This window comes from Nitrobacter vulgaris, assembly GCF_031453995.1.
GTDB classification, from domain to species: domain Bacteria; phylum Pseudomonadota; class Alphaproteobacteria; order Rhizobiales; family Xanthobacteraceae; genus Nitrobacter; species Nitrobacter vulgaris.
This window is the reverse complement of record NZ_JAVDPZ010000017.1, coordinates 1-22,095: the sequence shown is the minus strand read 5'-3', so window position 1 is coordinate 22,095 and position 22,095 is coordinate 1. Positions and strand designations below refer to the sequence as shown.

At 57.8% G+C, this 22,095-nt stretch carries 12 protein-coding genes and 1 pseudogene; 2 read left to right on the top strand and 11 right to left on the bottom strand.

Features of this window, described 5'->3' with window-relative positions; all coding sequences use genetic code 11:
* Positions 1–2: 2 nt before the first annotated feature.
* From GGQ85_RS11725 to GGQ85_RS11715, 3 genes are all read right to left on the bottom strand, one after another.
* Positions 3–2,309, bottom strand: a complete 2,307-nt coding sequence (locus GGQ85_RS11725) for a PAS domain-containing sensor histidine kinase (protein WP_309774657.1) — start codon at positions 2,307–2,309, stop codon at positions 3–5.
* 203 nt (positions 2,310–2,512) lie between these two features.
* Positions 2,513–3,895 carry a cation diffusion facilitator family transporter gene (locus tag GGQ85_RS11720; protein ID WP_309774656.1) on the bottom strand — a complete coding sequence of 461 codons (1,383 nt, stop codon included), beginning with the start codon at positions 3,893–3,895 and terminating at the stop codon, positions 2,513–2,515.
* A 135-nt stretch (positions 3,896–4,030) separates the two neighbouring features.
* Positions 4,031–4,387 carry a VanZ family protein gene (locus GGQ85_RS11715; RefSeq protein WP_079446249.1) on the bottom strand — a complete coding sequence of 119 codons (357 nt, stop codon included), beginning with the start codon at positions 4,385–4,387 and terminating at the stop codon, positions 4,031–4,033.
* Between the two features lie 280 nt (positions 4,388–4,667).
* On the opposite strand from GGQ85_RS11715, the gene GGQ85_RS11710 reads away from it, so the two are divergent.
* A complete protein-coding gene (locus GGQ85_RS11710) occupies positions 4,668–4,967 on the top strand; it encodes an HU family DNA-binding protein (RefSeq protein WP_079446299.1) in 300 nt (99 codons plus the stop codon).
* 120 nt (positions 4,968–5,087) lie between these two features.
* Here the strand turns inward: GGQ85_RS11710 and GGQ85_RS11705 are convergent, their stop codons facing one another.
* The 6 genes from GGQ85_RS11705 to GGQ85_RS11680 form a co-directional block, all read right to left on the bottom strand.
* Complete coding sequence (locus tag GGQ85_RS11705; RefSeq protein WP_309774654.1) at positions 5,088–7,583, bottom strand: glycogen/starch/alpha-glucan phosphorylase; 2,496 nt, start codon at positions 7,581–7,583, stop codon at positions 5,088–5,090.
* Positions 7,584–7,773: 190 nt separating this feature from the next.
* On the bottom strand, positions 7,774–9,537 hold the full coding sequence (gene treZ, locus GGQ85_RS11700) for a malto-oligosyltrehalose trehalohydrolase (protein WP_309774653.1): 1,764 nt from the start codon (positions 9,535–9,537) through the stop codon (positions 7,774–7,776).
* Positions 9,534–11,612, bottom strand: coding sequence for a glycogen debranching protein GlgX (glgX, locus tag GGQ85_RS11695; protein WP_079446251.1), 2,079 nt, complete (start codon positions 11,610–11,612; stop codon positions 9,534–9,536). The genes treZ and glgX overlap by 4 nt, the downstream gene beginning before the upstream one ends.
* Positions 11,609–13,759, bottom strand: a complete 2,151-nt coding sequence (gene glgB, locus GGQ85_RS11690) for a 1,4-alpha-glucan branching protein GlgB (protein WP_309774652.1) — start codon at positions 13,757–13,759, stop codon at positions 11,609–11,611. Before glgB ends, glgX begins: the two co-directional genes overlap by 4 nt.
* A complete protein-coding gene (gene treS, locus GGQ85_RS11685; protein WP_309774651.1) occupies positions 13,756–17,040 on the bottom strand; it encodes a maltose alpha-D-glucosyltransferase in 3,285 nt (1,094 codons plus the stop codon). The genes glgB and treS overlap by 4 nt, the downstream gene beginning before the upstream one ends.
* A gap of 8 nt (positions 17,041–17,048) precedes the next feature.
* On the bottom strand, positions 17,049–19,022 hold the full coding sequence (locus GGQ85_RS11680) for an alpha-1,4-glucan--maltose-1-phosphate maltosyltransferase (protein WP_309774650.1): 1,974 nt from the start codon (positions 19,020–19,022) through the stop codon (positions 17,049–17,051).
* Between the two features lie 128 nt (positions 19,023–19,150).
* On the opposite strand from GGQ85_RS11680, the gene malQ reads away from it, so the two are divergent.
* Entirely contained in the window at positions 19,151–21,094 is a 1,944-nt protein-coding gene (gene malQ / locus GGQ85_RS11675) for a 4-alpha-glucanotransferase (RefSeq protein WP_309774649.1), read from the top strand.
* A 116-nt stretch (positions 21,095–21,210) separates the two neighbouring features.
* Here malQ and GGQ85_RS11670 read toward each other — a convergent pair whose 3' ends face one another.
* The gene (locus tag GGQ85_RS11670; RefSeq protein WP_309774648.1) at positions 21,211–21,723 is read right to left on the bottom strand and encodes a TIGR02281 family clan AA aspartic protease; all 513 of its coding nucleotides are present in this window, start codon (positions 21,721–21,723) and stop codon (positions 21,211–21,213) included.
* A gap of 46 nt (positions 21,724–21,769) precedes the next feature.
* A pseudogene (locus GGQ85_RS11665) lies at positions 21,770–22,003 on the bottom strand (ATP-binding protein); the annotation flags it as partial.
* Positions 22,004–22,095: the final 92 nt, after the last annotated feature.

The following is a 22,095-nucleotide window of genomic DNA, read 5'->3' as shown; positions in this document are numbered from 1 at the left end:
GCTCAGGCCGCCGTTCGCTCTTGGCAGTGACGGGGCAGGGTGACGCGAACTACCGTCCCCGCGCCGGGTTTCGAGCGAAGCCGCATCGAGCCGCTGTGTAGGCTGACCAGCGACTTGGCTATAGCAAGGCCAAGGCCAGATCCCGCGTGGATTTTGGTCAATTGGCTTTCGACCTGCTCGAACGGTTTGCCAAGTTTGCGGAGCGCGTGTGATGCAATGCCGATTCCAGTGTCGGCAATCGTCAGAGTTATAGAATTCTCGAATATCTTGCTTCGCGCCATGACTCGCCCGCCGTCCGGCGTGAATTTGACTGCGTTGGAAAGCAGATTGACGATGATCTGCTTGACCGCGCGACGATCGGCATGGATGGAGATGTCATCATCGCTTTTGACGTCGAAGGTCAGGCCCTTGTCGCTGGTGCGGCCCGAGACGACCCGCAGCGATTCGTCGAGCACCCGGGTGAGATCGAGTGCCTCCAAGTCAAGATTCATCCGGCCCGCTTCAATCTTGGACATATCCAGGACGTCATTGATGACCTCAAGGAGATATTGGCCGCTAGCCAGAATGTCGCGGCAGTATTCGCTGTACTTCTTCGAGCCGAGGGTTCCGAACATGCCGTTGCTCATGATCTCGGAGAACCCGATAATGGCATTAAGCGGCGTTCGCAGTTCGTGGCTCATATTCGCGAGGAATTTTGATTTCGCCCGATTGGCGTCTTCGGCGCGATTTTTCTCGTCCGCGTATTTCTGTGCCAGGTCTGCGAGTTCGATGGCTTGTTGCTCAAGCGTTGCCTGCGTTCGTTTAAGATCGATAACGGTCGCCCGCAGTCGGAGGTCGTTTTCGACAAGCTTTTGCTCATGCTCCTTGATACGGGTGATGTCCGTTCCAACCGACACATAGCCGCCATCCTTGGTGCGGCGTTCGCTGATGTGAAGCCAATTGCCGTCTGCGAGCTGCGCATCAAAGGTGTGCGCCTCCAATATCACCGTCCCGGTTTCAGACTGCCGAGCCCTGATTTCGGGCATGCGGCCGACCTCGACCACGGTCTCGTAGGGGGTACCGACCACAACCGCGCTGTCTGGAAGCTTGTGGAGCCGCTGGAAGTGAGAGTTACAAAGTACCAGGCGGTCGTCTGCATCCCACAGCACAAAGGCCTCGGGAATGGATTCAATCGCGTCTCGCAGCCGGAGATCGGCTTCGACCGATCTTTCCGCGAGGCTCTTCTGTTCCGTGATATCGACGGCAATCCCGATCAGATGAGCTCCGCCGCTCGCATTGCGACTGAGTTCGCAACGGACGCGTAACCAGATCCAGTGTCCGCTGTTATGTCGCATCCGGAAACTTTGATCGATATGACCAATCTTTCCCGAGATGAGCTGGTCCGCTATTTCGAACAGGTCGATGTCTTCGGAATTCACCAGTGAGGTCACCTCGCCGAAGGTGAGTAGGTCGCTGCGACTTTCCAGTCCGAGCAAGGTGAACATCGATTGCGACCAGAAGATCCGGCCGCGCGACAAATCCCAATCCCAAAGTCCGCATCGGCCGCGATTGAGCGCGGTATCGATGCGACCACGGACCGCATCATTGATCAGATCACCTTCGCGAGCTCTGGTAGATTGCCAGTGAAAGGCAAAGCCCAAAATCAGGACCACGAACCCGGTCGTGGCCGACAGGGTGATCGACAACGCGGTGTCCGGGCGCCACACTGTGTCGGCTTCCTGAACGACGGTGACCTGGCCCAGCAATGATCTGACGACTCGCTGGACCGCAAGCGCGCTGCTGCCATCCAGCAGGACGATGTCGGCGACGCTTGCAGGCGACGTGCCGCGCAAGGCCGGCGATTGTGTGATGTTGATGAGTTCGAATATCCGGCCACTTTCGCCGGATTCGGTCCCGATCGGCACCCGCGCGAGAACGCGTTGATCAGCGCCGGTGACGATGACGTGGCGACCGGCGGCAACGCCCCAAGATGGAATGAGCTTTGGCAAAAGGTTTTGGAGGCGCTCGATAGAGGCGGAGCGCTTTTGATCGACGACGCCGGCATGCTCAAGCTGTTCTGCCAGAAGATCGGCAAGTGCCAGCAGATCATGTTTCGTCATTACCTGCTTTTGCCGCGTCTGATCGATGACTTGCACCAGCGCGCCAACGCATATCGTCACAAGGAAAGCGATGATCAGGGCTGGGACGGCACGTCGAAGCAAAGGCTCGGCGGTCAGCAGTCTACGATAGGCTGGTTTCGCGATCGATTGCGCCAATCCTTTGATCGAATCGGATTGAGCGCAAGCGCTCGCCGCCTGAGCGCGCGCCATGCCTTTAGCCCCCGTGTGAATTTTTCCGCACATCGGAGTAATTTCTGACTTCTCCGAATCACTCCGATTTGAATCCACTTTTTTGAATCTGTCGAGAGTCAACGATTCGTTAACGCGAAGAATTTTGTCCAACAGAGAAATTCAGTACCTAGCTGCCGTTGCCGCTTGAGTCCGAAACGAGAACATGTGAGCGGCGAGGATTTTCAGCTTTCGCGCGGTGGCTCCGCGTGGCTGATGACGCGCTTAACGCTCGGGAATGCGCGACGCAGAGCCCGTTCGATCTCATCGACGCTTTCGTGCACCTTGGCGACACTCATCGACGGCGCGGCGCGGCAATGGAAGTTGACGATTTCGCCGGCTTCGGTGTCTCTGACTCGCACGTTGTGAATGTCGTGGATCGCCCCGCCGGCGGCGAAACCAGACAAGGCTGTCCGGATGGCGTGGATACGCGTGGGGACAGCATCGGTCCCGAGCGGAAGCTCAGGCTCCAACGGCTCGATGTGCGTATCCACTTCGACATCTGCACCGAACTCGTGACGAATATCATGCTCCAGCCGATGCGCGATTGCATGGGCATCCACCAGGGGCATTTCGCCGTCGACCTCGAGGTCGATGCTGACCGTCAGCTTTTCTCCAAGGTCATGCACCGTGACGTGATGAATCGCGAGACCCGAATTGCGAGCAATCACCATGATGCGTTCGCGTACGCTTTCGTTGTCGCGAGCGACCGGTATCGCAGTAAACGTCAAATCAGCATCGCCGAGAGCGGCGGACACTGCGTTCTGCGCCTGCTGTTTGATGGCGTCGATGCGGTCGATCGGATAGGTTCGAGGGACCTCAGCGGTCACATCGACGAAATGCCGAGGACCAACCATTCTCACCCTTAGTCTCGCGATGCCGACGACATCCGGCAGCGCTCTGATCGCCGCGTCTGCTCGTTCGGCAACACCATCCGGCGCACGGTCCAGGAGGGTTTCGATGGTGGCGCGTCCGAGCCGTAAACCCAGAATGGAAATCAGGACGGCGACGCCGATCGCAGCAGTGGCGTCGCCCCACGCGTAGCCCAGTCCGGATAGCGTTAACCCGATGATGACCGCGATGGATCCCAGGACATCGGAGGCAAAGTGCAGGGCGTCGGCCTCCAGCGCCTGACTGCGGGTGTCGAGCGCGGTTCGGTGCAGCGTACGGGCGCGCCAGGCATTGACGACAATGTCCGCGACCAGCACGACGAACGGAATGGCGGAGAGGGTCGGCGGCGGCACGCCTTCGCGCAAATGAACGTAAGCCTGCACCACAATGCCGCCGGCAAGGACATACAGCATCGCAATGACACCGAGGGCCGAGAGACTCTCGATTTTGCCATGGCCATAATGATGTTCGGCATCGGCGGGACGGTCGGAAATCCGCACCACAATCCACGTGACGATCGTGGCGACCAGATCGATCGAACTGTGGAGCGCCTCGGAAATCAGCGCCAGACTGCCGATCGCAATTCCGACCACGAGTTTGATCGTCGCCATGCTGGCGCTGGCCATCATCGAGATGGCGGCGACTTTGGTTTTTGACTTGGAGGCAAGGCGTGACATCTGCGGGGTTTAGCAGCCCGCCACCCAGGATAAAAGCGCGGCCCGATTGCGCAAGCGCCTTTCATTTGCAGACTCTGTTATTGCGAATTGTTCTGATTATAAAGCGGTTGAGCTGCGGTTAACGACGCTCATGTGTTATCGGGATACTGATCCACGCAATCGCGCGGTAAGCCAGCCGATCGCGGCAGCGCCGACAAGGCCGAGACACGCCGCTGCGGCATCAACTAGAAAATCCTCTAGCCGCGCATGGCGGCCGGGCGCCCACAATTGCATGATCTCAAGAAGGCCGATCAGGAGGATGGCTACCGCTGCGACGCGTAGCCGTCGCTGGGGAAACGAAAGGCCCACCGCGAGACCAAGCAGAATGAAGGCTAGCGCGTGTTCGCCATCTTGTCCGAGCGGGGCATGCGGACGATAGCGCGCCGGCCCGAGTGTCGCGAACACGACCGCCGTGATCAGAACGAAAGCGCCGATGCGGAAGAAAATCTTCATCGCTGGCGCATAGCACAATTTGCCGCTACGGGAAGGCCGCGTGAACCGCAGCCGCGCTTTACATCTGCGGGCCGCGCCGGCCCGAGTCGAAGCATTCCTGAAGGCGGCTGCGGGCAATTCCTGCTCGTCGAACCGCCCCCGACCGTGGTTTTGCTTGCAAATCGCTGGGGGAGACCAGCCCTGCGGTCGAAGTAAGCTGTTATAAATCCCACAAGGCGTGTTTTTTTCGTTGGATTTGGAAATATTGTTTTCTGGGCCGAATCAACAGACAGGATCGATGATGGCAACCCAGATGACGAAATCGCAGCTCGTTGAGAAGATCTCGGCTCAGGCCGGATTGTCCAAAAGTGACGTAAAGGGCGTTCTCGAGGCGCTTGCGACGACAGGTTACAAAGAGCTTAAAAAGACCGGTGTCTTTTTGGTTCCGGGTTTTGCGAAGTTCGTGGTTATCAAGAAGCCGGCGACCAAGGCGCGCAAAGGAACCAACCCTTTCACCGGTGAACCCATGACTTTCAAGGCGAAACCCGCCCGAAAGATCGTCAGAGCGCGGCCGGTCAAGGCTGCGAAAGACGCGGTGTGATGCAGGGGCCCTTCGGGGCCCTTGTTTTTCCAAGCGCTGGTTCGATGTTGAGGCTTGCCTACGGTTCATCCGCAGGTGCCGATTGGGTCGAGGTTTTTGCCGGTATCTCGGTAACCGGTATCAGGCTACGGGTATGTTCCAGATGTCCTCGGCGTATTCCCGGATCGTGCGGTCCGAAGAAAACCAGGCCATGCGCGCGACATTGAGTATGCTGGAGTGAGTCCATTCCGGACTGTCCCACTTTGTGTCGACAGCGCGCTGCGTGCGGTAATAATCGTCGAAATCGGCAGATACCAGATAGTAGTCCAGAAACCGCAGCGCGTGAGCAATGGGCACGAAACGCGAAACGTCATCCGGCGAAAATACACCGCGCTCGATGGCCTCGATCACGCCAGCCAGTTTCGGCGACGACGCTATGACATCGGTTGCATCCAGCCCCATGGCGCGGCGTCGTACAACTTCATCCGCTTTCATGCCGAAGATATAGATATTTTCTTCGCCGACATGTTCGGCAATTTCAATGTTGGCGCCGTCGAGCGTTCCGATTGTGATTGCACCATTCAGCGCGAGCTTCATGTTGCCGGTGCCTGACGCTTCCATGCCTGCGGTGGAAATCTGTTCGGACAGATCGCTCGCCGGGACGATTACTTCAGCAGCGCTGACGTTGTAATTGGGAATGAAGACGACCTTGAGAAGATCCCTGATTCGAGGATCGTTATTGATCACATTACCAATGTCATTGATGAACTTGATGATGAGCTTGGCCTGCCGGTAGCTCGCGGCGGCTTTTCCGGCGAAAATCTTGACGCGCGGCGTCCAGTTGCCTTGGGGGTCCGCCAGGATGGCCTGGTAAAGGGCGACTATCTCAACCGCGTTGAGAAGCTGGCGCTTATACTCATGGATGCGCTTGATCTGGACGTCGAACAGTGCCGACGGATCGGCGATTATCCCGAATTGTCTGGCTATGATCTGGGCGAGCGCAGTCTTGTTGGTTCGCTTTATGGCTCGAAATCGCTGCTGAAACGCCGGGTCATCCGACAACCTCTCCAGCATCCGTAACCGTTCGGGCTCATCGAGAACTGCGGCTCCGCATGCATCCTGCAGCAGGGAGGTGAGTTCCGGATTGCACTGATGCAGCCAGCGGCGGAAGGTAATTCCATTGGTCTTGTTCGTAATGCGATCCGGATAAAGGCTGTTCAGATCGGAAAATACGGTCTCACGCATGAGTTCGCTATGCATGGCCGAAACGCCATTGATCCGATGAGAACCGACGAACGCAAGATGACCCATGCGGACACGACGGCCGCCGGTCTCGTCAATCAGCGACACCGAGGCTTGCGACCGCGTGTCTGCTGCAAAATGTTTCTCCGCAGCTGCAAGATGATTCACATTGATCCGGTAAATAATATCGAGATGCCGCGGCAACATCCGTTCGAACAGTTCGACCGGCCATGTCTCGAGCGCCTCAGGCAACAGCGTGTGGTTGGTGTAGGAGATTGTCTTCGTTGTGATGTCTAAGGCATCGTTCCAGCCAATGTGATATTTATCCATCAGCAGCCGCATCAGTTCGGGAACGGCCAGGCTGGGATGGGTGTCGTTGAGCTGGATTGACGCATGGGACGGCAGAGACCGGAGATCTCCGTCGGTGTAGAGATGACGGTTGAGAATATCCTGCAACGAGGCGGAAACAAAAAAGTATTCCTGACGCAGGCGCAACTCGCGCCCGGCTGGTGTCTCGTCGCTTGGATATAGAAATTTCGATATCGCTTGTGCCCGCGCCATCTCGGACATCGCGCCGAGGTGATCGCCGCTGTTGAAGGTATCGAGGCGCATCGGATCGACCGCGCGCGCGGACCATAGCCGCAGCGCATTGACGTGACGGCCGCGCCAGCCGACGATCGGCGTATCGTACGCGATCGCCTGGATGGTCTCATCGGGTATCCATCGTGTCTGGCTTTCCTGCCCGTGCTTCTCAATGCGATCGAGATGTCCACCAAACTGGATGTCGAACACGACATCACCGCGTTCGAACTCCCACGGGTTTCCTGAGAGTAGCCACTGCTCCGGAAACTCTTCCTGCCATCCGTCTGAAACAATCTGGCGAAACAGCCCGTGTTCATAGCGGATGCCATAACCTCGTGCTGGAATCGCGAGCGACGCCATGCTTTCCATGAAACATGCGGCAAGTCGGCCGAGGCCGCCGTTTCCGAGCGCCGCATCCGGTTCGACATCGCGTAACTCGTCGAAGTCGATACCGAGATCCTCGATCGCCGTTCGGAATGGTCTCATCAGCGACATATTCGTCAGCGCGTCTGTCAGCAACCGTCCGATCAGGAACTCAAGCGAGAGATAATAGACGCGCTTGGCGCCATGATTCTGAGTGGCCCGATCGGACTTGAACCATTGGTAGACGATGCGATCACGCAGCGTCAGCGCCGCCGCTATGTACCAGTCGTGAATGTTGGCATGTTTGACGTCCTTTCCTGCCACCAGAACGATCTTGGACAGGATCGCACTCTTGATTTCCGCGACGATGTCATCGTCTTCAAGCTCGGGCCACGCCGATGCGTCCTCTTGGAGGCGACGAAGTCGCTTTGGCGAAATCTCTAAAACCATCCAATCTCCCGATCTGTTTCCGCCTGGATCACTCGTAAGCCGCAACTGGCACGACTTAGAGTATGTGACGCCTTCTGCAGTCCGGGATCAACTGGCGGTTTAGCAGCGTTGACCTTTCGTTTTCGATTATATCGTTCCTGTTCTGTCTGTGGAACCTTTGTTCACCGCTTACGTGCGGAATGCCTGTTTATCAGGTCGCTCCCACGGACCAGAAAACTGACCATGCCGGCAGGCGTGCCGGCAACTCACCACCCCAAATCGGTCGCCCCGGCATCGGCGACGTGTCATCAGTCACGTTATGATCCGAAATATTGGCGCGAAGGTGCAACTGTGCGCCGTTGCCCAGCGACCAGCGTGCGATCAGCAGACGGTCGTTTTGGCAAAGCTCAGCGGAAGCGAACATTGCGTTGCCAAGATGCGGCATGAGTTCATTCCGGCGGACCTGCAATAGCCGCTTGACGAGTGCATGACGCGGTAGGTGCTGGCCTGGGTCGGGCCAAGCAAGAACCGCCGCTTCGAATGTGGACAGCGCCAGGGGATCCGGCACGTCATTGCCGAACATTTCGTAGGCGCTGGCGAATTCCCTCCGCCGGCCTCTTCGTACCGCATCGGCGAGATCGCCCTTAAAATCGCAGAAAAAGGGGAAGGGCGTGGTTGCTCCCCATTCCTCGCCCATGAACATCAGTGGCGGCATCGGCGCTAGCAATGTGATCGCTAGCGCCGCCTCGATAGCACGCGCGTCAGCGGACCATTCGAGGCGATCGCCCAGCGCGCGGTTGCCGATCTGATCGTGGTTCTGAAGGAAGTTCACGAAAGCGGCCGGGGGCAGTCCACCGATCAATTCTCCGCGAGCTCGCCCGCCGCGATGAGCAGAGGCCTCGCCCTGGTAGGCAAAACCCGCCCGGAGTGTTCGCGCGAGAAGATGGCGTGGATGGATGGCATAATCTTCATAATAGCCGTGGGTTTCCTGAGTGAGAATGACGTGCCACACATGATGGTAGTCGTCATTCCACTGTGCGCGATACTTCCCGTTCGGCACACCTGAAGAAGGATCGAGCAGACCCGCGCGGTTATCGTCGTTCTCCAGCACGAGGTGGATATGGCGTCCATCTTGCCGCGCCAGAATCCCGACAGCGCGGCTGATATCGTTCAAGATTGACGGCTCGCCTGGCTCGGGGATGGCATGCACCGCATCGAGGCGAAGACCGTCAAATCGATAGTTGCCTAGCCAGTGCAATGCATTGTCGACGGCGAACGCGCGAACCTCGGGAACGCGATAATCAATTGCCGCTCCCCAGGGAGTCTTTACATCACAAAAAAAATGCGGCGCGTAGCGCCCCAGATAATTTCCCTCCGGTCCGAAGTGATTGTAGACGACATCGAGAAAGACCATCAGGCCACGCAGATGAGCCTGATCGATCAGTTCTCTCAGATCGTCCGGCGTGCCGTAAACATGATCAGGCGCATACCACAGCGCGCCGTCGTAACCCCAATTTCGCGATCCAGCGAAGTCGGCGAGCGGCATCAACTCGAGGGCGGTGATTCCAGTTGACGCCAGATGATCGAGCTTGTCGATCATGGCACGATAGGTGCCCTCAGGCGTAAAGGTGCCGACATGGCATTCTAGGATGACCGTTTCATGCCATGGCCGCCCACGCCAATCGATTGCCTTCCAACGGAAACGGCGGTGGTCGATAAGTTCGCTCCGACCGGACACATCATCGCGTTGATAGGATGACGCTGGGTCCGGTACGTCTAGCTCATCATCGATCCGGTAGTGATAACGCGTACCGGCGCTTGCTGCGGCCACTTCCGCGACGAACCAGCCGTTACTGTCTTTTTCCATCATATGTGCGGTATCGGTTACGATGGCCACTTTGCCGGCTGCCGGCGCCCACAGCCGGAACGTTGCGCCGTCTGGCGTGAGAGTAGGGCCGAAGCGGCCGACGCTCATGGCTGGCCTGCGAACGCGATGACACTGCGAGGCGGTGCCTGCATGGTCGCGTTAGGGTGGTGCGAGGCGACGTCGATGTCGTCGTTCGTGGTATGAAGCACGATCGACCACGTCTTGTACTCTTCCAGGTTCGGAATTTTAAACTCGATCGGCTCCGGCGCCGCGTTGAGGACGATGTAAAGCGCCTGCTGGTGTGGCTCCGTGGGTCCGAGCACGTAGGAAAGAAACCTTCCTTCGGGGAAACTCCAGTCAGCCTCGGTCATTTCGTTGCCTTCCGGCGTGAGCCACAGCACGCCGTAGGAACTGTCTATCCTTTTCCCTGTCACCCATTGTCTTGACCTGATCTGGGCGAAGCGCCTTCGGATTGCGGTAAGGCGTCCGATGAGGTCGGTCAGGTCGTTGTCCTTGTCGCCAAGATTGCTCCAATCGATCCAGCCGATCTCGTTGTCCTGGCAATAAGCGTTGTTGTTTCCACTCTGGCTGTTGCCGACCTCGTCGCCCGCAAGAAGAATCGGCAACCCTTGGGCTAGCAGCAGGCACGCGAGCTGGTTCTTGCGAAGCTGACGGCGGAGCGTCAGGATTACAGGATCGTCAGTCGGCCCTTCGTGTCCACAATTGTTGCTGAGATTATCATTGGAGCCATCGCGATTGTCCTCGCCGTTGGCTTCGTTGTGCTTCTCGTTATAGGAAAACAGATCCGCCATGGTGAAGCCGTCATGGACGGTGACGTGATTGATGCCGGCGCGCGGTGCGCGGTCGTCATGATTGAAAAGGTCGGATGATCCTGTCATGCGGCCGCTGACATCGCCGATCAGATTTCCTTCGCCGGCCCAGTAACGGCGCATTGTGCTGCGATACCGGTCGTTCCATTCCGACCATTGCGAAGGAAAGCCGCCGACCTGATAACCGCCGGGGCCGACATCCCACGGTTCCGCGACCAGCTTAACGTTAGCGAGAACGGGATCCTGCCGGATTGCATTGAAAAAAGCGCTGTTGCGGTCGAAACCGTGAGGGCCTCGCGCCAGTGTGCTTGCGAGATCAAAGCGGAAGCCGTCGATGTGACAGACTTCGACCCAATAGCGCAGCGAATCCATAACCATCTGGAGCACGCGCGGATGGGTCAGATTTAGCGAATTGCCGGTTCCTGTGAAGTCGTCGTAGTAGCGGGGATTGTCCGGCATCAGCCAGTAGTAGGAGGCGTTATCGATGCCGCGGAATGACAGCGTCGGGCCAAGGTGATTTCCTTCGGCGGTATGATTATAGACGACGTCGAGCATGATCTCGAAGCCTGCGTCATGAAGGCGGGCCACGGACATACGGAATTCGTCCAGCGCTGCGTCCTTCGCGTAACGCTGCTCCGGCGTGAAGAACGAGATGGAGTTGTATCCCCAGTAGTTGCTGAGCTTGCGCTCGACAAGATGGCGATCGTCGACGAAGCCATGAATCGGCAGAAGTTCGATCGTGGTGACGCCCAGGCGTCGAAGGTGATCGATCATGGCCGGCGCAGCCAGCGCACCGTACGTGCCCCGGAGTTCTGGAGGAATATCCCGGCGCGTCTTGGTCAAGCCCTTGACGTGAGCTTCATAGATGATCGTGTCTTCCCAAGCGACACTTGGCCGCGGCTCACGCCTTCCCCAGTTGAAGGTCTCGTCGATGACGGTGGCTTTAGGCATGGCGCGAGCGTTGTCGCGTCTGTCGAAGGATAAATCCTCACGCGGACTTCCGGCGCGGTAGGCGAAATGTGCATCGCTCCAGACCAGTCGCCCGCTGATCTTCCTCGCATAAGGATCGAGCAGCAGCTTGTGAGCATTAAACCGATGGCCACGCTGAGGATCGTAGGGGCCATAGACGCGGTAGCCATAGAGCTGCCCGGGCGCGACATCGTTCAGATAGCCGTGCCAGACGTTTTCGGTGTGCTCGGGCAGGGCGATACGCTCGATCTCTCTGCGGCCCTTACTGTCGAACAAGCAAAGCTCGACCTTTTCTGCGTGAGCGGAAAAAAGTGCGAAATTCGTTCCGCGGCCGTCCCAAGTCGAGCCGAGGCGGACATGTGTACCTTCTGAAATTCTCGTCATGCAGTTTCCGGAACCAGAAAAATCACCCCAAGAGGCGGCAACGTCAGCCTGAGCTCGGGAATGATTTCCCCTGATGTCTCGACCACGCCATCATTTCCGACGTTGGTCCCACCATAATGAGTGGAGTCGGTGTTAAGCGCTTCGCGCCACCGCCCGGTGAAGGGGACGCGCACGCGATAATCGCGATGGACCGTCGGTGTAAGATTCGCGACTATGAGACAGCGGGCCCGCCCGCTCTCACCCTTTCGCATCCATGCGAAGACGCTGTGATCTGCATCGTCGGCTACAATCCATTCGAAGCCGGCTGGATCGCAATCGAGTTCGTGCAACGCCGACACATCGCGATAGAGCGCGTTGAGATCCCGAACAACAGCCTGGACCCCTTGGTGACGGGCTTGTTCGAGAAGATGCCAGTCGAGCGAGTGATCGTGGTTCCATTCGTGCTCCTGGCCGAACTCAGCCCCCATGAACATCAATTTCTTGCCGGGGTGGCCGAACATGAAGGCGTAATAGGCGCGCAAGTTTGCGAACCGCTGCCAGTCGTCGCCCGGCATGCGGCCAAGGATGGAACGCTTGCCGTGCACCACCTCGTCGTGCGACAGCGGCAGAATGAAATTTTCCGAGAACGCATAGTGTAGTCCAAACAAAATTTGATCATGGTGGTGCTTGCGGTGAATGGGGTCCTTGCCGAAATAGCTCAACGTGTCATGCATCCAGCCCATGTTCCATTTGTAACCGAACCCTAAACCGCCGAACTCGATCGGTCGCGAGACCTGTGGCCATGCCGTCGATTCTTCAGCCACGGTTGTAGCGTTCGGAAATCTGCCAAATACTTCTCTGTTGAACCGGCGCATAAATTCGATGGCTTCCAGATTCTCCCGGCCGCCGTGCTTGTTCGGAATCCATCCGCCTTCGGGGCGGCTGTAATCGAGATAGAGCATCGACGCGACAGCATCGACGCGAAGACCATCCACGCCATAGCGCTCGAGCCAGAACAGTGCGTTGGCGACGAGAAAATTGACAACTTCGGTGCGGCCGTAGTTGTAGATGAGGGTATCCCAATCGAGGTGGCGGCCCTGCAATGGATTGGCGTGTTCGTACAGAGCCGTTCCGTCGAAACGGCCGAGCCCGTGCGGATCGTCAGGAAAATGGCCTGGCACCCAATCCAGCAGGAGACCGAGTCCTTCGCGATGGCAGGCTTCGACGAGATATGCAAAATCGGCGGGCGTGCCGAAGCGGCTGGTCGGGGCGTAAAGGCCGGTTGGCTGGTAGCCCCATGAACCGTCGAACGGATGCTCGTTCACCGGCATCAGCTCGATATGCGTAAATCCGAGGCCGCGTGCATAGCGCGGCAGGGTCTCGGCAAGCTCGCGATAGGATAGCCAGCGATTGCCGTCGCCACGGCGCCATGATCCAAGATGAACTTCATAAATCGAGATAGGTGCGTTACGTGCATTGATCGTGGTGGCCGTCGGTGTCGGGCGGGGCAAGGCTGTTTCGTCGAATACGATCGACGCCGTGTTCGGACGGACCTCGGCAGCGAACGCCATCGGATCGGATTTCAGCGGGAGCAGAAAGCCATCTTGAGTCGTAATCGCGAATTTGTAGCGATCACCCACCTGCGCACCGGGGATGAACAGTTCCCAATATCCGTTACCCCGCACACGCATCGGGTGTCGGCGTTGATCCCAGCAATTGAAATCGCCGACGACGGCCACGGCCCGAGCGTTCGGCGCCAGCACGACGAATCCTGTTCCGTCCACACCCTCCATCGTTATGGGATGAGCGCCAAGCTTGTCGTACAGCCTCTGGTGCGTTCCTTCTCCGAGCAAATAAAGGTCGAAATCATTTAGGATGGGCGCAAAGCGATAAGGGTCCTCAAGCTCAACCATGTCGGCACCATACCGAGCGCGGAGACGGTAGTGCTCCGCCCCGTCCGGTAAATTTCCAAGGAAAAGTCCGGCGTCATGAATCCGCGTCAGAGGGACCTCTTCGCCGGTCTCATCGACCAGGCGTACTTCGGATGCCTCGGGTAGATAAACGCGAACCACGTTGCGATCTGTCTCGCGATGACAGCCGAGATAGTGAAAGGGGTCCGAATGTCGCCCTTCAACGATGGCGCGTGCTTCGGATGACAATTCGGTCATGCCCGATCTCGCTTCCTGTTGCGCAGCACCCGTAGTGCGCCATCCAGCGCGACCCGCAGCCAATCCGGGCGATGCGCCAGCTCGTAGTCGATCTCATAAAGCGCCTTCTCGAGCAGGAAGAATCGCAGCATCCCGTCTTTATCGTCCTGCTCCTCCGGCCATAATCGCGAATCGGACATCGCTTCTCGATAAGCGGCCATAAAGGTCTGCGTCGCCTCGTCACGCCATGCCGACAAGGCCTCCGTCAGTCGTCCATCGTCGTCCGCTCCGGTTTTTAGAACGCGCTCTTGCGCCGAGGTCACGGAATAATCGATGGATCTGATCAGCCCGGCGACATCGCGAGCTGCCGGCGCCTTCATCCGCCGCTCGGAAAGGCTTCGTCGCGGTTCGCCTTCGAAATCGATGATAAAGACGTCGTCGCGAACGACGAGAACCTGCCCTAGATGAAAGTCGCCGTGATGCCGGATATTGTGCATTTGAATCGATGACGGCAGCAACTCGGTGAGCAAGCCATGCAAATCTGGGCGGAGACTCTGGATTTCGTCGACAAGAATCCGATCCGCTTCCGAAAGTTTAGCTTGAGCGAGTCGATCAAACGTTTGCTCCGAACGTGCCATCAGTCGATCGATGAAATGTGCGACATCCGAAGCGGTCACAGGCTCAGGACTGAAATTCTCGATATCGTCGCGGCTGGCCAGTGCCACGTGCATTTCCGCGACGCGCTTACCGATTTGCATCATGTAGCGTTGATAGGCCGCCTTCTCCTCAAGCGCGGGAGCTGAATCGTTCGCCCCGACGAGCCGCTGCTCGTCGATGAAGCGATCCAGTGCGGCGCTGCTGACGGTCCATGCGTCGCCCTGGTTACCGACAAAGGCATGAACGATAGCGATGGCGGCCTGCACGTCAGGTCCCGTCAACTCCACGCTGCCAAGCAGAGCGGGCGTATTGGTAAATCCAGCAACGTCCGTCAGGAAGCGTCCCACTTCCACTTCGGGATTGATGCCATTCTCGAGCGTCCGGTAGAGTTTGACCACAAATTTTTGATCGACCAGCGCGGTGCTGTTCGACTGTTCTGTCTGAACCGCTCGTACGTTCTCAATGGGCTCTTCCGCAATCGAAGCCAGCCGCTCCGTAGGAACGTAAGCAAGCCTCAAGTGGCCTTCCTCAAAGGTTGCACAGTGGCGCAGATCGTCGATGATGCCCGCGATCAGATCACCCTCATAGGCGGCGTCGATCAGCGTTCCTTCGCGCGAGCCCTGCCGCACGGCGGCGAGGTTTTTAGCGTCATAGTTTCGGCGGTCCAGTCGATCCCACCGGATTCGGATCGGTATCGCGTATCGCCCTGATTGTCCGCGATGGGCGGCGTCGAAGATCACGAGCCACGGCCTGGATTCCTGGTCCTTCGTAAGTGGTATCGCCGCCGGCACGCGCGCAGTGATGGCGCCAGCGGATCGCTCCGGAAACCAGCGCGCGCGGGCGAGATGGGATGGCAGCACATCACGCTCGAAGATCGAGCGTGTCCGTGCCAGCGACATCCAGGTTGCACCCAGCGGTACGACCAACGTTTCGTAATCAGGTACGGTCGCTGTCGCAACGTTCGGGGACGGCGGTTTTTCATTCAGCCGAAACCAATAGAATCCATAAGGCGCGAGCGTAATTAGGTACGGCAACTCGCCGATATCGGGAAAGGTCGTTCGTCCCAGCATTTCAAGCGGTGAACGACCTTTCCAGTGGGACAGATCGAGTTCGGAGGCTTGCGCTGATCGCGACAGGTTGGCGACGCAGAGCACGACCTCATCGTCGTATTGTCTCACATAAGCGAGAACGCTCCGGTTCGAAGAGCGCGCAAATGACATCGTTCCCCGGCCGAAAGCGTGGCTGGATTTGCGTACCGAGATCAGCTTCTTCATCCAGCTCAGTAACGAAGAAAGGCTTCGCGACTGGGCCTCTACATTGACAGACTCATAGCCGTAGACGGCATCCATGACAGGAGGAGCATAGAGCCGCGCAGGATCGCATCGAGAAAATCCACCGTTGCGATCCGGAGTCCATTGCATCGGGGTGCGAACGCCGTTGCGGTCGCCGAGGTAGATGTTGTCGCCCATCCCGATTTCGTCGCCGTAGTAAATGATCGGCGTTCCCGGAAGCGACATCAACAACGAATTCATCAGCTCAATTTTGCGCCGGTCGTTATCCATCAAGGGCGCAAGGCGGCGGCGAATACCGAGATTGATGCGCGCGCGAGGATCTGCGGCATAGGTCGACCAGAGATAATCACGCTCGATATCGGTCACCATCTCAAGCGTCAGTTCGTCATGATTTCGTAGGAACATCGCCCACTGACAACTGTCGGGAATGTCGGGCGTCTGCCGCAGAATGTCAGTGATCGGAAAGCGATCCTCCTGAGCTATCGCCATGTAGATGCGCGGCATCAAAGGGAAATGATAGGCCATATGGCACTCATCGCCATCCCCGAAATAGAACTGAACATCTTCCGGCCATTGATTGGCTTCGGCAAGAAGAACCTTTCCTTTGGCGTAGGCATCAAGCTCAGCGCGAATATGTTTGATCACTGCATGCGTTTCAGGGAGATTTTCGTTGTTGGTGCCCTCACGCTCGCAGAGATACGGAATGGCATCCAGCCGAAACCCGTCGACGCCCGTGTCGAGCCATCGCTTCATCACCTGGATGACAGATCGGACGACCCGCGGGTTGTCGAAATTAAGATCCGGTTGATGGCTGAAGAAGCGATGCCAATAGTAGGCGTTGGCTTCGGCGTCCCAGGCCCAGTTCGACTTTTCCGTGTCTGTGAATATGATCCTGGTGCCCTGATATTTTTTGTCGGTATTGCTCCAGACATACCAGTTGCGCGCGCTCGATCCTGGTGGACTGCGCTGGGCTCGCTTGAACCATCTGTGCTGATCGGACGTATGATTGATAACGAGTTCGGTAATAACGCGTAAGCCACGCCGCTTTGCTTCCGAGATGAACCGGCGGAATTCCTTCATGGTGCCGAAATCGGGATTGACCGAGCCGTAATCGGCAATGTCGTATCCGTCGTCGCGCCCTGGCGATGGATAGAACGGCAGTAACCACAGAGCGGTAACGCCGAGCTCCTGAAGGTAATCAAGCTTGTTGGTCAGACCTACGAAGTCGCCGATGCCGTCGTTGTTGTTGTCGGCGAATGCCTTGACGTGAAGTTGATAGATAATAGCGTCCTTATACCAGAGATCGTCGGTCTGGACGTATCTGTCGGTATCTATCTGCGACATTTCGTTCATAACGGACCTCACGCCAGACATTGAAACAAGAGCGCGGGATCGCGTAATGGATCAAGTCTCAATCGTACCCCGCCCCACTCAATGGCGTGACGCTCGCAGGTCATGAGGTTTTCGATTGCGACGGGAGGCTTTGATCCATTCACGGTCTCCATCCGGATCGACTCAAGTGGAAGCCAGAGTTCACGGCTCTCGCGCGAAAGCGCGATGGCCCCGACGATCGTGTTGGAGCCATCGTCGGATTGCTTGGTGAAGGCGATGATCTGATCGTTATCGACGGAGAGAAACCTCAGATTACGAGTTTGCAGAAGCGCCGGATTGGTGCGCCGCGCCCGATTGAGCGCTGCGATATAAGATTTGATATTTCCGGGTGCATCCCAGTTGCGAACCTTGATCTCGTACTTCTCCGAGTTGAGATATTCTTCGCGCCCCGGAATGGCCTCGTGCTCCAGAATCTCGAAGCCGTTGTAGATTCCGTAGGTACTCGACAGCGCAGCTGCCAGGGCAACCCGGGACTTGAACATCCACGGCTCGCCACTTTGCAGATGGTAAGGCAGAATGTCTGGCGTGCTGACGAAAAAGTTGGGCCGGTAATAGTCGCGCTCAGGATATCCCGTCAGTTCGTTGAGATAGGATTCAATCTCTCCTTTCTGGGTTCGCCAGGTAAAGTAGGTATACGATTGTGTGAAGCCGAGCTTGGCGAGACCCTTCATGACCTTGGGTCGGGTGAACGCTTCGGCAAGGAAGATGACGCCGGGATCCTTGGTCTGGACCTCACGGATTAGCCATTCCCAGAAATTGAACGGCTTGGTGTGCGGATTGTCGATTCGAAAGATGCGCACGCCCTGATTGATCCAGAACAAGATCACATCGCGAAGCGCGTTCCACAGTGACCCTGCGTCCTCGCAACCGAAATCTGGATTGACAATATCTTCATATTTTTTGGGTGGATTTTCCGCATAACGCATCGAGCCGTCCGGACGCCGTTTGAACCAGTCGGGATGCTGGGTGAGCCAGGGATGATCGGGCGAACACTGCACGGCGATGTCGAGCGCGATCTCCATGCCATGAGTCTTGCAGGCTGCTATCAACTCCCGGAAGTCGTCGAAAGTACCGAGATCGGGGTGAATGGCATCGTGCCCGCCTTCCTTGGAGCCGATGGCGTAGGGGCTGCCAGGATCGTCGTCGGCGGCCGTCAGCGCATTGTTGCGCCCCTTCCGATTAGTTCTGCCGATGGGATGAATTGGCGTGAAGTAAAGGACGTCAAATCCCATGGCCGCGATATCGGGCAGCCGAGCAATACAATCCCGGAACGTGCCGTGCTGGCCGGGGACGGCACTCTGGCTGCGTGGCACCATCTCGTACCACGCTCCCGCGACGGCGAGGGTGCGGTCGACCGTCAGCGGGTAAGACCGGGAGCGTGTGAGATCGGACCGGACGCAACCTTCGGCCATGGCGCTCGTCAATTCCGGCACGAGCAGGCTGGCGGGGTCACCCTTGTGAAGAAAGTCTTCGCATTGACGGAGGATGATCGCGGTCGCGTCCTTGCCGCCATGCTGCGCGCGCGTCAGCAGCGCGGCGCCTTCGAGTGCGTCGAGGGTGATGTCCTGACCGGCCTTCTGCTTGAGTTCGAAATCACGCTTCCAGGTGGCGAATTCGTCGGTCCAGGCCTCTATGGCATAAACGTAACGTCCTGGTTCGGCCGGCGCGAAGATTCCAAACCAGCGATCATTGTCTTGCAGGGTCATAACCGACCTTTGCCAGTCGCGATCCTGCTCCTGCCGCCATATCAACTGTGCGACGATGACGTCATGCCCGCTTCGGAAGATGTCGGCCCAGACATCGATCCTATCGCCAGCGAGGCGCTTAACGGGAAAGCGTCCGGCGTCGATGCAGGGATAAACGTCTTCAATATGAAATGCGCCGACGGTTGCGCCTCTTTCGTCTGCACGCAACGGCATGCTTTTTTGCGTCGATACGGACATCACGCGCCAGTTAACCTGCTGATGAATAATGAAAGACTCAAAAGCTAACCCCAGGGCAGCCGCAAAGTTCCCGATGGAACTGCCCTTTTGTTCCCGAGTTTGTTCCCTCTGTGAGGGCCGGTACGCGGATGGATATCTATTCAAAAGCGCGCGATTTGGGCATCAATCTAGACTTTGTCGACGGACTAGGCCGCCGTCATCTCCTGGAAAATGATCGATTGCGCGCCTTTATTGAGAGTTTGCCATCGCCCCCGCGCCATCGCTTCTTGAAACAGCCCGTGGTCATCGTCGCCGACAAGATTAAGTCTCGCATTCCTGTCGAAGCCGAGGCGAACGGCATCGCCTGGCGACTCGTGCAACGTGATGCGGTGCTCGCTCAAGGATACATCGCTTCGGCAACGATCGATATCCGGCGTTCAATAGCGGTCGGTACTTATCGATTGGAACTCGAAAGTGGCAACGGCACCATCATCGATTCAGTTCTCTTGCTGGTCACGCCTGAAAAAGCCTTTCAAGGCTCGTTCGAGCGCGTCTGGGTTCTGTCTGTTCAACTGTACGCGCTGTCATCGTCGCGCAACTGGGGAATTGGTGATTTCACCGATCTTGCATCGCTGATCGAACTGTCCTCGGATTGGGGATGCCAGGGCATCGGCCTCAATCCACTTCACGCCCTGTTCGATGACCGCCCTCTTGAATGCAGCCCCTATGCGCCAAACAGCCGGCTGTTTCTTAATCCGCTTTATATCGATCCCGAGCGGATGCCGAATTTTTCGAGCGCGTGGCTGAGGCAGCATCGTGAACAACTCGATCGGGTCCGGGAAGGCAAACTGGTCGATTATGCGGCGGTTGCGAAACTGAAATACGCCGCATTCCGGCAGGCTTTTTCGGAGTTTCAGCATGATCAGGCCGCGCAAGCCGCATTCGAAATCTTCAGGAAGGAGAGAGGCGAGCTGTTGAAACGCTACGCCTGCTTCGAAGTGTTGCGGCGGAAATTCGGTCCGTCGCCTTGGTGGCTGTGGCCGGAAGAGTGGCGCCACCCGACTGATGCCGGAATTCAAGCCATATGCAGCGGCCTACAGCGCGAGGAGGTGAAGTTCGTCGAGTTCGTGCAATGGTGCGCGGCGGCTCAGCTACAGTCATGCGCCGATCTCGCTGCCAAACGTGAAATGGCAGTCGGGCTTTATCTGGATGTCGCCGTCGGTGTTCAGGCTGGCGGGTTCGACGCCTGGAATGAGCAGAATGCCATCTCGCGCGCGCTTTCGGTTGGAGCGCCGCCAGATCAACTCAACACGTCGGGGCAGGATTGGGGATTGGCGGGATTCCATGCCGCTGGCCTCGAGGCGAGCGACTTTGCACCGTTTCGGGAGATGCTGCGCGCTTCGATGCGTTTCGCGGGAGCCATACGGCTGGATCATGTGCTCGGTCTCAGCCGGCTTTACTTGATACCGGCCGGGGCATCGCCTCTACAGGGAGCATATGTGGAGATGCCGTTGCAGGCGATGCTCGGCGTTATCGCGCAAGAGAGCGTCGGCCAGCGTTGTATCGTCATCGGCGAGGATCTTGGAACGGTACTGGAGGGTTTTCGCGACAGTCTCGCGGCATGGGGTGTGTGGTCTTACAAGGTGATGATGTTCGAACGCGGCAACGATGGTGCTTTTATTGAGTCGTCGGAATATGCCGCGAATGCGCTTGTCACTTTCACGACGCATGATCTTGCGTCCTTCGCCGGCTGGCAATCGCATTCCGATCTCAGGGTCAAGCGGGAGCTTGGGATCGATCCCGGCGAAACCGACGCGGAGCGGACGAATGCGCGTCATGCGTTCGAATGGAAGCTCGGTGAAGAACATATCGCAGCGAAGAATTTTCTCGGGGCCGTTGAATTTCTCGCGCGCACGCCGTCTCGGATTCTCGCGATCGCGCTCGACGATCTGATCGGATTGACGGATCAGCCGAATATTCCAGGTACGGTGAATGAGCATCCCAACTGGCGAAGACGAATTCCAGTCAAGTTGGAAGATCTGGACCAACACATCGACCTCGGCGCGCTCCGACACGCGCTCCGGGATCGCTGAAACAGCACTTGGATAATCCCGGTGCTCAATGCTAAGCGGCTACGATGCATTACCTAAAGAATGGACCGTCAGGAACGGGCTTATAGCCCTAACGACAAGGACGCAGTCAGAGCGGCTCAGGGATAGCCGCGCAGCATCAACCGGTCCGCGCGAACTTCCCAGCTCTCGAGTCGATTGAGGAAGCTCATCCCTAAAAGGTTGGCTTTCATCTGGCCGCGCGGCACGACGAGCGCGGGCACGGATCGCTCGACAAGTTTCCCAACTGCGAGCCTGTCGAGCGTCAGGCGAGCGGCGCGCGCGCGCCCGCCGGCGGTCTCGACATCGACATCGTAGTTCAGCAATTCCAGCGGCAATCCGGCAGCCTTCGCCGTTTCGTAGGTGAGGACGACGGACGTTGCGCCGGTGTCAATGATCATTGGCGTCTTCACGCCGTTGATCTTTGCGTGAAGTGTAAAATCGCCGTTCTCTGTCCGAGGAATCTGGACGCTCCGTGGGGGGCTCGCGGCGGCGTTGTGCAGCATCGTCGAGACCAATTTTCCCGCAGCCGATATTCGTGCGGGATCCCCATAGGCAACCACCGCTCCGGCGGTTGCCACCAGCATTCCGATCACGAGCAGGATGCGGATCACAACGCACCTGCCGCGTTTTCGGCCAGACCTGGAGTGCGAGTCGCCATCATGCTCTAAGACCTGTTCCAGCGTTCATGATCGGTGTGTTTCGCAGGCGGCGTCTTTCGTCGGCCATGTGATCGTCTGCTTGCCCAGGTTGAAGCCGCGGACTTTCCTCCGCCATGGGCGCCAGAGCAGACATCACGCGTTCCGGCGGAAAGGTAACGATGACCTCCGTGCCAACGCGAAGCTTGGATTTCAGCGTGAACGTACCGCCGTGCATGTCGATCAGGCTCTTAGAGCCTGTTTGAAAATTGGGCTAGGCGGGGATTCCGGTATCGCAGCGAATATGATTCACACTTGGGATGTGGACACGCAAGCAGCGAAGCCGGA

What these genes read in the sequence shown, in the direction of transcription:
- GGQ85_RS11725 (WP_309774657.1), bottom strand. Translation starts at nt 2,309, where the DNA reads ATGGCGCGCGCTCAGGCGGCGAGCGCTTGCGCTCAATCCGATTCGATC.
- GGQ85_RS11720 (WP_309774656.1), bottom strand. Translation starts at nt 3,895, where the DNA reads ATGTCACGCCTTGCCTCCAAGTCAAAAACCAAAGTCGCCGCCATCTCG.
- GGQ85_RS11715 (WP_079446249.1), bottom strand. Translation starts at nt 4,387, where the DNA reads ATGAAGATTTTCTTCCGCATCGGCGCTTTCGTTCTGATCACGGCGGTC.
- GGQ85_RS11710 (WP_079446299.1), top strand. Translation starts at nt 4,668, where the DNA reads ATGGCAACCCAGATGACGAAATCGCAGCTCGTTGAGAAGATCTCGGCT.
- GGQ85_RS11705 (WP_309774654.1), bottom strand. Translation starts at nt 7,583, where the DNA reads ATGGTTTTAGAGATTTCGCCAAAGCGACTTCGTCGCCTCCAAGAGGAC.
- treZ (WP_309774653.1), bottom strand. Translation starts at nt 9,537, where the DNA reads ATGAGCGTCGGCCGCTTCGGCCCTACTCTCACGCCAGACGGCGCAACG.
- glgX (WP_079446251.1), bottom strand. Translation starts at nt 11,612, where the DNA reads ATGACGAGAATTTCAGAAGGTACACATGTCCGCCTCGGCTCGACTTGG.
- glgB (WP_309774652.1), bottom strand. Translation starts at nt 13,759, where the DNA reads ATGACCGAATTGTCATCCGAAGCACGCGCCATCGTTGAAGGGCGACAT.
- treS (WP_309774651.1), bottom strand. Translation starts at nt 17,040, where the DNA reads ATGAACGAAATGTCGCAGATAGATACCGACAGATACGTCCAGACCGAC.
- GGQ85_RS11680 (WP_309774650.1), bottom strand. Translation starts at nt 19,022, where the DNA reads ATGTCCGTATCGACGCAAAAAAGCATGCCGTTGCGTGCAGACGAAAGA.
- malQ (WP_309774649.1), top strand. Translation starts at nt 19,151, where the DNA reads ATGGATATCTATTCAAAAGCGCGCGATTTGGGCATCAATCTAGACTTT.